The sequence below is a fragment of the Caulobacter sp. S45 genome (assembly GCF_903642205.1).
Classification (GTDB): domain Bacteria; phylum Pseudomonadota; class Alphaproteobacteria; order Caulobacterales; family Caulobacteraceae; genus CAHJWH01.
On record NZ_CAHJWH010000146.1, the window covers coordinates 1 to 7,968 of the forward strand.

Consider the following 7,968-nt stretch of genomic DNA (forward strand, 5'->3'; position numbering starts at 1 on the left):
CCCCGCCGCTGTGACCTCGGCCCAGAGCCGCGCCTGCTCCCCCGCCGTCAGGTCGCCGAGCTCGACCAGCCCGGCCCGGCGCGGCGCCAGCACGATCCAGGCGAACCGCGCATCGTCCTGCAGCCGCACCTCGCAGAGCCGAAGCCCGGCCAAGGGGTGCGAACCCGCCCGGATGCGGGCGTCGAGATCAAAGGGCGTCATGCGGCGTGGAAGATGGCGGCTCGCCGCTCCGTTCCCAAAAGGTCCGCTTGCTGGCCGTAGGCTCGCGGTAGAGTGCGACCCGAAGCGGTCATTCGGTCTAAACGCCACCTGTGTAGAGGAAAAGGAAGGGGAGGAGACCCAGAAGCAATATCAGCAGAATCAACTGCCCAGCCCATCTCACACGAGGCATCTTGAGGCAGAACACACCGCTTAGAAACGATATGAGGAACGCTGTCACGGGCATCAAGAAGTAGTAGATGATCTGGCCTGAAGCCGGATATCCGGGAACGTGCTGCTCAACGACTCCCTTCAAGCCCTCCAGACCTAACGCGACCAGGCCTCCCCAAGCAGCACCACTAAGTGCTGTCAGTGTGAGGCTCAGAACGTCGAACCGCCGCGTCATGTTCAGCATGGCCATGCTGAACGCAAAGCACCATGCTCACTAACGGCTGTCCACCCACATCAGCCATTCGCACCGTCCGCTTGCGGCGTGCGCCCATAGGCGAGCCCTGGCGCGCATTGACTTTTCCCCGTCCAGCGACGACACACGCCGCCTTCGTCCCCGGGTTCCGCCCGGGGACCTTTCGCTATTAGGGGCGCCCTCATGGCCTCCGAGACGACGGCGTCGCAGACACCCGTCCCCGCCGACCACCTGATGACGGTCTACAACCGCGCCCCGCTCGCCTTCGAGCGCGGGGAGGGCGTGCGTCTCTACACCGCCGAGGGCGACGAGTACCTCGACTGCCTGGCGGGAATCGCGGTGACCGCGCTCGGCCATGGCCACCCCAAGCTGGTCCAGGCCGTGCGCGACCAGGCCGACAAGCTCTGGCACACCTCCAACATCTTCCGCATCCCCGGCCAGGAGGCCCTGGCCAAGGCGCTGACAGAGGCCAGCTTCGCCGACGTGTGCTTCTTCACCAACTCCGGGTCCGAGGCGGTGGAGTGCGCGCTGAAGACCGCCCGCAAATACCACTCCGCCAACGGCCAGCCGGAGCGGGTCGATGTGATCGGCTTCGACGGCTCCTTCCACGGCCGCACCTACGCGGCGATCAACGCGGCGGGCAACCCGTCCTATGTGGACGGGTTCGGGCCGCGGCTGCCGGGCTACGTCCACCTGAGCTTCGGCGACCATGAGGCGCTGAAGGAGGCCATCGCGCAGCCCACCACCGCAGCGGTGATCATCGAGCCGGTGCAGGGCGAGGGCGGCGCGCGGGCCGTGCCGGACGTCTGCCTGCGGGGTCTGCGCGAGCTCTGCGACCAGCACGGCGTGCTGCTGATCTACGACGAGGTCCAGTGCGGCCTGGGGCGCACCGGCAAGCTGTTCGCCTACGAGTGGTCGGGCGCGGCGCCCGACATCATGGCGCTCGCCAAGGCGCTGGGCGGCGGCTTTCCCGTCGGCGCCTGCCTGGCGACGGCGGAGGCCGCCAAGGGCATGACGGTGGGCGCCCACGGCTCGACCTACGGCGGCAACCCGCTGGCCATGGCGGTGGGGCTTGCCGCTCTGGAGGAGCTCAGGAGCGAGGCGCTGCTGGACAACGTCAACGCGGTCGCCGGCTACTTCACCCAGCAGCTGCAGGGGCTGAAGTCCCGCTTCCCCGCCGTGGTGCTGGACGTGCGCGGGCGGGGCCTGCTGATCGGCGTCAAGCTCGCCACCAACAACCGCGCCTTCATGCAGCTGGCCCGCGACCAGCACCTGCTGGTGGCCGGCGGCGGCGACAACTGCGTACGGCTGCTGCCACCTTTGGTGATGACCCAGGAGGAGGCCCGCGAGGCGATCGGCAAGTTCGAAGCGGCGTGCGAGGCCGCCCGGGGCACGATCAGGCCCGAGCCTGTCCCGGCCTAGAGCGCCTCTTGCATCGAGCCGCCTGCGTCCTTCGAGACGCGGGCTGCGCCCGCTCCTCAGGATGACGATGTCCGCTAGCCGCACGAACATTCGTCATGCTGAGGAAGGGCCGCGCAGCGGCCCTGTCTCGAAGCACGCAGCCCCGCTCCGGCGCAAACCGTAAAGTCCTGTCCATGAGTCCCCAGCCGATCCGCCACTTCCTCGACCTGTGGCGCCTGGACGCCGCAACGATCCGCGCCATCCTGGAGGAGGCCCGGCGTCGCAAGGCCGCGCGCGCGGGCTGGACCCGTGGCCGCGCCGACGCCGACGCGCCGGCCGCCGGGAGAACGCTGGCCATGGTGTTCGAGAAGACCTCCACCCGCACCCGCTTCTCCTTCGACGCCGCCATGCGCCAGCTCGGCGGCTCGGTGATCATCGCCAACGCCATGGACATGCAGCTCGGCCGCGGCGAGCCGGTGGAGGACACCGCGCGGGTGCTCTCGCGCATGGTCGATGCGGTGATGATCCGAGCCCATCGCCACGACGACCTGGAGCGCTTCGCCCAGGTCGCCGATGTCCCGGTGATCAACGGGCTCACCGACCGCAGCCACCCGTGCCAGGTGCTGGCCGACATCCTGACCATCGAGGAGCAGGGCGGCTCCATCGCCGACAAGATCCTGGCCTGGGTCGGCGACGGCAACAATGTCTGCGCCAGCCTGATCCATGCAGTAGGCAAGCTGGGCGGCGTGCTCCGCATCGCCTGTCCCGCCGACTACCACCCCGACCTGCACGACCTGGCCCGGGCCGGAAACGCCGGCAGCGTCCAGATCGTGCATGATGCGCGAGAGGCGGTGGCGGGCGCGGACTGCGTGCTCACCGACACCTGGGTCTCGATGGGCGACACCGACCACGACGCGCGGATCGCCGCCTTCGAGCCCTTCCAGGTGGACGAGGCGCTGATGTCGCAGGCCCACCCGGACGCCATCTTCCTGCACTGCCTGCCCGCCCACCGCGGCGAGGAGGTGACCGACGCGGTGATCGACGGTCCGTGCTCGCGCGTGTTCGACGAGGCGGAGAACCGCATCCATGTGCAGAAGGCCGTGCTCGCCTGGTGCTTCGGTGGCGTATGTTGAAGGCGGCGGGAACTTGCCGCGCCGCGGTATAGCCGGGGCCTGCGTCCCGCCTGCGCCCGTCCATCCTGAGGCGGAAAGGGTTCATCATGCCGCATCCATTGTGGTGGACGGCCGCATTAACCACATCGCCACGTCTGTGCCGGACGATCACCCGCTGGACTCCACGGGTCGTTTTATCGGATCGAAGAAACCCGGATCCATCGATAGGGTGTCATTCAGATGACCGTCACCGCCGAACAGGTCGAACATGAGCATCGCGCCGCGCTCGCCTCGCTCACCGAGCCTCAGCGCCGCGCCCTCCAACGCCTGCAACAGGCCAAGCAGCGCGCGCCGTTCAATGGTCGTTTTCCTCAAGACAACCTGCGCCTGATCTTCCAGGCCGAGGCTGAAGACAGGACCCACAAGGCCGCCTGACAAGCCCGGGCAGGCGGAAACCTATGTTGCCGCTGGACTTCATGCCGCTCGCGGCGAAAAGCCCTTTGATCGCAAGCTGAGGTGACCGGCCGTTCTAGTGCTATATGAGCCACCTGAGCCCCGCGGGGCGTAGGACAGGATGGGCATGGACGCGGTCGCCGCACGAACGGCCAGGGTTGCTGCGCTGAAGGCGCAGGTGGACGCTCGGCTCGATGCGCTCTGTCCGCCTTCGGGCGGCCGGCTGACCGCGGCCATGCATTACGCCCTGTCGACGCCGGGCAAGCGGCTGCGCCCCCTGCTCCTGCTGCTGACGGCCGCCCAGCTCGGCCAGTCGGCGGAGACGGCGCTGGACGCCGCCTGCGCCGTGGAGATGGTCCATGCCGCCTCCCTGGTGCTCGACGACCTCCCCTGCATGGACGATGCGGCGGTGCGGCGCGGGCAGCCTTCCACCCATGCCCGCTTCGGGCAGGACGTCGCCGTGCTCGCCGGCGTCGCCCTGCTGAACCAGGCCTACGCCCTGCTGGCGCGCGCCGGCCATCTGCCGGCGGAGGTCCGCCTCGCGATGGTCGAGGCCCTGTCCGGAGCCGTGGGCCTGGAGGGGCTGGTCGCAGGCCAGGCGCTGGACCTGCATGAGCCGGTCGCCAGCCTGGCCGGCCTGCGCGAGGCGCATCACCGCAAGACCGGTGTGCTGTTCATGGCCGCGGTCACCCTGGGCGGTCTGATCGGCGGCGCCAGCCTGACCGAGCTGCTGGCGCTGGAGCGGTTCGCGGCCGAGCTGGGGCTGGCCTTCCAGGCCCGCGACGATGTCTCCGACGCCGGAGAGGTCCAGCCTGACTATGGCGCCGCACGGACCACCCTCATCTCGCTGCTGGGCCACGAGGGCGCGGTGCAGGAGGCTGACGGACGGCTGACCTCGTCCAAGCGCGCCCTCGTCGCCGGTGGCCCGCGGCTCGAGCCGCTGTGCGCCTATGTCGACCTGCTGATGGGTGAGCGCCGCGTGGCGGAGGCCGCATCCTGATGGCGATGATCCGAGCCGTTCAGGATGGGGGCCTGGTCCTGCTGGCCCTGGTGGGCATGGAGGGTGTGGCCTGGGCCACCCACCGCTTCCTGATGCACGGGCCGCTCTGGGTCCTGCACCGGTCCCATCACGAGCCCCGCGCGGGCCGGTTCGAGCTGAACGACCTCTTCGCCTTCTACTTCGCGCTGCCGTCGATCGCGATGGTGTTCTGGGGACGGCATGGCTGGCCGCCGGCCGAGTGGCTCGGCTGGGGCATGACCGGCTATGGGGTGATCTACGCCCTGTTCCACGACGGGCTGGTGCACAACCGCTTCCGCTCGCCCCTGCCGCTGCGGTTGATGAAGAGGCTGGTGCAGGCCCACCGGCTCCACCATGTGGTGACCACCAAGAAGGGCGCGGTCTCCTACGGCTTCCTGTGGGCGCCGCCGGTGCGAGTGGTGAAGCTGCAGCTGCAGGCGGCCCAGGGGATCAGGGCGCCGGTCCGGCCGAAACCCGCGGCGGAGATCGTCGCTCCTACTTCTTCCTGAACTTGTCCAGCGACACGATCTTGGGTCCGTCTCCCTCCGGCCTGGGGTCTTCGGGTGGCGAGGGCTCGACGCCGTCCTGGGCGGACGGGTCTACCGGCTCGGGCCGCCGCAGCGGCAGCAGCTCCGCGGTGGCCGGCGCAGCCTCGGCCTCGGGTGGTTCGAACTGCAGCAGGAACTGGACGCTGGGGTCGTAGAAGCGCGTGACCGCCTGGTAGGGCATGGACAGCCGCTTGGGCTGGCCGCCGAAGCGCAGGGTGACGGAGAAGAAGGTCTCCCCCGGCGCCAGGTCCCAGAACTGGTGCTGCACCACGATGGTCATCTCGTCGGGATACTTCTCGACCAGCTCGGGCGGGATGGAGACGCCGGGTGCGCGGGTCTTGAAGGTGACGTAGAAGTGGTGTGCGGCCGGCAAGCCGCCCGGCCCCGCGGCCCGCTTCAGCGCGGCCTTGACCACGCCGCGGAGCGCCTCCTGGGCCATCGCCTCGTAGCCCATCTGGTCCTGGTCGTTGCGGTCCTGGGTCATGCGGTACGGGCTCGATACGGTGGTGCGGCGGCCCTGGTGGACGATGCCGCACGCGCACAGACGCCTGAGCGATTGTGGGCGCGACTTCAAGAGCGAACTGGCGCCCGGCCCGTTCCAGCGACCATCCGTCTAAGCGTCGCGGTCTCTGGCTATGTCGAAGCTAGGTGGAGGGATTCTGTTGCCAGGCTCCCTCCGGGCCCCGCCTGCGGGGGCTAAGTCCCGCAGGGCTTTAGAGGCGAAGTCTACCGAACCGCATTACGCGGCGAGGCGGACCTCTTCAGCGAAGTTATCGTTCGCAGTTACAAACAGGCCGATTGCGGAGGCCCAAACCGAGAGAAAGCCACGCCTTTACACGTCCGTCGATGCTGATCGGCCCCATGCTCCCCTGGCGATACCCAAGGTGAAGGTGATGGTGGAGCCGCCGGGAATCGCACCCGGGTCCAGTCCGCTTATTGCTCGCGCATTTATCCCCATAGTCCCACCGTCGCAGGACGACGCCAATATGGTCCCGGGCGAACGGTTCGGCAAGCTGGGCTTCAACGCGCTTGCCGAAGGGCCATCTCTCTGGGCGAGTCCACGCGCCGCAACCGCACCCAGGAGACCCGATGATGCCTCAAGACGCCGCCGATCCCGTCGTGATCGTCTCCTATGCCCGCACCCCGATGGGCGGCTTCCAGGGCGCGCTGTCTTCGGTCAAGGCGACTGAGCTCGGCTCGGCGGCGGTACGCGCGGCGCTGGAGCGGGCCGGCGTCTCGGGCGACCAAGTGCAGCAGATCGTCATGGGCTGCGTCCTGCCGGCAGGCCTGGGCCAGGCGCCGGCGCGCCAGGCGGCCATCGGCGCCGGCCTGCCGCTGGCGGTCGAGGCCACCACGGTCAACAAGATGTGCGGCTCGGGCATGCAGGCGGCGATCATGGCCCATGACGCGCTCAAGGCCGGCTCCGCCGACGTGATCGTGGCCGGCGGAATGGAGAGCATGTCCAACGCCCCCTACCTGATGACCAAGCATCGGGGTGGCGCGCGCATCGGCCACGACGTCATCTCCGACAGCATGTACCTGGACGGGTTGGAGGACGCCTACGACCCCGGCAAGCTGATGGGAGCCTTCGCCGAGGACAGCGCCCGCGACTACCAGTTCACCCGCAAGGCCATGGACGACTATGCGGTGGCCAGCCTGACCAAGGCCAAGGCGGCGTCCGACAGCGGCGCCTTCGACCACGAGATCACGCCGGTGGAGGTTAAGACCCGCAAGGGGTCGGAGACCGTCAGCCGCGACGAGCAGCCCGGCAAGGCCGACCCCGCCAAGATCCCCACCCTCAAGCCCGCCTTCGCGAAGGACGGGGCCATCACCGCCGCCAACTCCTCCTCCATCAGCGACGGGGCCGCGGCCCTGGTGATGACGCGCGAGAGCGTGGCCAAGGCGCTGGGCCTGCCCATCGTGGCCCGCGTGGTGGCCCACGCCGCCCATGCCCACGAGCCGTCCAAGTTCACCACCGCACCGGTGCCGGCCATCCGCAAGGTGCTGGACAAGGCGGGTTGGACGGTCGCCGAGGTGGACCTGTTCGAGGTCAACGAGGCCTTCGCCGTGGTGGCCATGATCGCCGCCAAGGACCTCAACATCCCGCCTGAGAAGCTGAACGTCCACGGCGGGGCCTGCGCGCTTGGTCACCCCATAGGGGCGTCCGGAGCGCGGGTGATCGCGACGCTGATCTCCGCGCTCGAGCAGACGGGCGGGAAGCGTGGTGTGGCGGCGCTCTGCATCGGCGGCGGCGAAGCGACTGCGATGGCGGTGGAGCGGGTGTAGCGTTTGCTGGGGGCTGCAGCGTCTTCTTCTCCCTGCCAAGCGGGGGAGGGGGACCGCGCGCAGCGGGGTGGAGGGGGCGTCACCACCTCTTCCCTATCAGGTTTGATCCAGCAGCGGCGACGCCCCCTCCGTCACGGCGCAAGCGCCGCGCCACTCCCCCGCTACGCAGGGGAGGAAAAGGCTTGGCGTTACAGCCCCAGCCGCTTGGCCCGTCCGGCGATCCCCAGCGCCAGGCGCTCGCTGATCAGGTGGTCCGGGCTGCCTGAGGACTTGCAGGCGCGGTCAGCGTCGGACACCTCGCCCTGCAGGCGGTCCAGCGCCTCCAGCGACCAGCTGCGGAGCTGGCGGGTGAACTCGCGCTCCTGCTTCCAGAACACGCCTGCGCTCTTGGCCGCCTCCGCCGGGCTCGCGCCGGAGCTGACCAGGATCAGGGCGCGGCGCAGGCGGTTCAGGTGGGCGCTGATCGCCCGCACCGCCGCAGGCCCGTCCTCGCCCTCCGCCCAGGCGCGCCGGAGCGCGGAGTGCGCT

Annotated in this window: 8 protein-coding genes, 1 other RNA gene and 2 pseudogenes; 6 read left to right on the plus strand and 5 right to left on the minus strand. The window is 69.4% G+C overall.

Annotation, left to right across the window (positions count from 1 at the left end):
- Together HUV06_RS12960 and HUV06_RS12965 are read right to left on the minus strand one after the other, a co-directional pair.
- Nucleotides 1-201 (minus strand): annotated as a pseudogene (locus tag HUV06_RS12960) (diadenosine tetraphosphate hydrolase); the annotation flags it as partial.
- Between the two features lie 97 nt (nt 202-298).
- Entirely contained in the window at nt 299-619 is a 321-nt protein-coding gene (locus HUV06_RS12965) for a hypothetical protein (RefSeq protein WP_174301680.1), read from the minus strand.
- A gap of 186 nt (nt 620-805) precedes the next feature.
- On the opposite strand from HUV06_RS12965, the gene HUV06_RS12970 reads away from it, so the two are divergent.
- The 5 genes from HUV06_RS12970 (at nt 806) to HUV06_RS12990 (ending at nt 5,115) form a co-directional block, all read left to right on the plus strand.
- A complete protein-coding gene (locus HUV06_RS12970; RefSeq protein ID WP_174301681.1) occupies nt 806-2,044 on the plus strand; it encodes an aspartate aminotransferase family protein in 1,239 nt (412 codons plus the stop codon).
- Between the two features lie 173 nt (nt 2,045-2,217).
- Nucleotides 2,218-3,156: an ornithine carbamoyltransferase gene (argF, locus tag HUV06_RS12975; protein WP_174301682.1), complete on the plus strand. Its 939-nt coding sequence runs from the start codon at nt 2,218-2,220 to the stop codon at nt 3,154-3,156.
- 219 nt (nt 3,157-3,375) lie between these two features.
- A complete protein-coding gene (locus HUV06_RS12980) occupies nt 3,376-3,570 on the plus strand; it encodes a hypothetical protein (RefSeq protein WP_174301683.1) in 195 nt (64 codons plus the stop codon).
- A gap of 145 nt (nt 3,571-3,715) precedes the next feature.
- Nucleotides 3,716-4,588 (plus strand): polyprenyl synthetase family protein, encoded by an 873-nt coding sequence (locus HUV06_RS12985; protein WP_174301684.1) that lies wholly within the window; start codon nt 3,716-3,718, stop codon nt 4,586-4,588.
- A complete protein-coding gene (locus HUV06_RS12990) occupies nt 4,588-5,115 on the plus strand; it encodes a sterol desaturase family protein (RefSeq protein ID WP_254601120.1) in 528 nt (175 codons plus the stop codon). The genes HUV06_RS12985 and HUV06_RS12990 overlap by 1 nt, the downstream gene beginning before the upstream one ends.
- On the opposite strand, the gene HUV06_RS12995 is transcribed toward HUV06_RS12990, so the two are convergent.
- Together HUV06_RS12995 and ssrA are read right to left on the minus strand one after the other, a co-directional pair.
- The gene (locus HUV06_RS12995; RefSeq protein ID WP_254601121.1) at nt 5,102-5,638 is read right to left on the minus strand and encodes an SspB family protein; all 537 of its coding nucleotides are present in this window, start codon (nt 5,636-5,638) and stop codon (nt 5,102-5,104) included. The genes HUV06_RS12990 and HUV06_RS12995 overlap by 14 nt on opposite strands.
- Before the next feature lie 163 nt (nt 5,639-5,801).
- Nucleotides 5,802-6,170, minus strand: a transfer-messenger RNA (tmRNA) gene (gene ssrA / locus HUV06_RS13000).
- A 76-nt stretch (nt 6,171-6,246) separates the two neighbouring features.
- On the opposite strand from ssrA, the gene HUV06_RS13005 reads away from it, so the two are divergent.
- On the plus strand, nt 6,247-7,440 hold the full coding sequence (locus tag HUV06_RS13005; RefSeq protein WP_174301685.1) for an acetyl-CoA C-acyltransferase: 1,194 nt from the start codon (nt 6,247-6,249) through the stop codon (nt 7,438-7,440).
- A gap of 188 nt (nt 7,441-7,628) precedes the next feature.
- Here HUV06_RS13005 and HUV06_RS13010 read toward each other — a convergent pair.
- Nucleotides 7,629-7,968: pseudogene (locus HUV06_RS13010) on the minus strand (DNA polymerase III subunit delta); the annotation flags it as partial.